This is a genomic window from Mesorhizobium sp. M7A.F.Ca.CA.001.08.2.1 (genome assembly GCF_003998455.1).
GTDB lineage: Bacteria > Pseudomonadota > Alphaproteobacteria > Rhizobiales > Rhizobiaceae > Mesorhizobium > Mesorhizobium ciceri.
Map to the genome: position 1 here is coordinate 1 of NZ_RZPW01001277.1, position 900 is coordinate 900.

At 62.8% G+C, this 900-nt stretch carries 1 protein-coding gene; it reads right to left on the minus strand.

The annotated features are described in order from the left end of the window. A partial coding sequence (locus EN914_RS36805; RefSeq protein ID WP_164779235.1) for an FAD-dependent oxidoreductase occupies positions 1-900 on the minus strand: 900 nt, incomplete at both ends.

The following is a 900-nucleotide window of genomic DNA, read 5'->3' on the forward strand; positions in this document are numbered from 1 at the left end:
TCTTCTCGTCGCGCCCGGACAGGGTGTGCCGCATCGGCCGGAATGTGGCGCGGTAGATCTCGATGTCGGAAAAGCGTTTGACGGCGTCGTCCTCCGACAGGCCGACAGTGCCGATCTCGGGCTGTGAAAAGACGGCGGTCGCGATCGTCTCGTGATCGGGTGCGGTCGGATTTCCCTTGAAGGCGGTTTCGATGAAGCACATCGCCTCATGGATCGCCACCGGCGTCAACTGCACGCGGTTGGTGACGTCGCCGATTGCCCAGATGTTGTCGATGTTGGTGCGGGAATATTGGTCGACGGCGATGGCGCCGGTCTTGGTCATCTCCAGTCCGATGCCTTCCAGGCCCATATTCTCGGTGTTGGGAATGCGGCCGATGGCCAGCATCACCTGGTCGACGGTCAGCACCTCGCCGCCGCTGACCAGCGCATCGAGCCGGCCGTCCGGCCGCTTGCGGATCCATTCGGACACGGAATGGCAGAGGATCCTTATCCCCTTCTTTTCCATCGTTTCGTGCAGCATGCGCCGCAGGTCCATGTCGAACCGGCTGAGGATCTCCTTGCCGCGATAGACCAGCGTGGTGTCGACGCCGAGACCGTGAAAAATGTTGGCGAACTCGACGGCGATGTAACCGCCGCCCTCGATCATGATCGCCCTGGGCAATTCCTTGAGGTCGAAAGCCTCGTTGGAAAAGATGCAATGTTCGTGGCCGGGCAGCGCCGGATGCGCCGCCGGGCGGCCGCCGGTGGCAATCAGAATCTGGTCTGCTGTGACGGTGCGATCCTCACCCAGGAGATGCACGACATGCGGATCGACGATCATGGCGCGCGAGTGGAAGGTCTCGCCCCCGGCGCCCTCGACGTTCCTGACGTAGATCGCCTCCAGCCGGCTGCTCTCGCGAT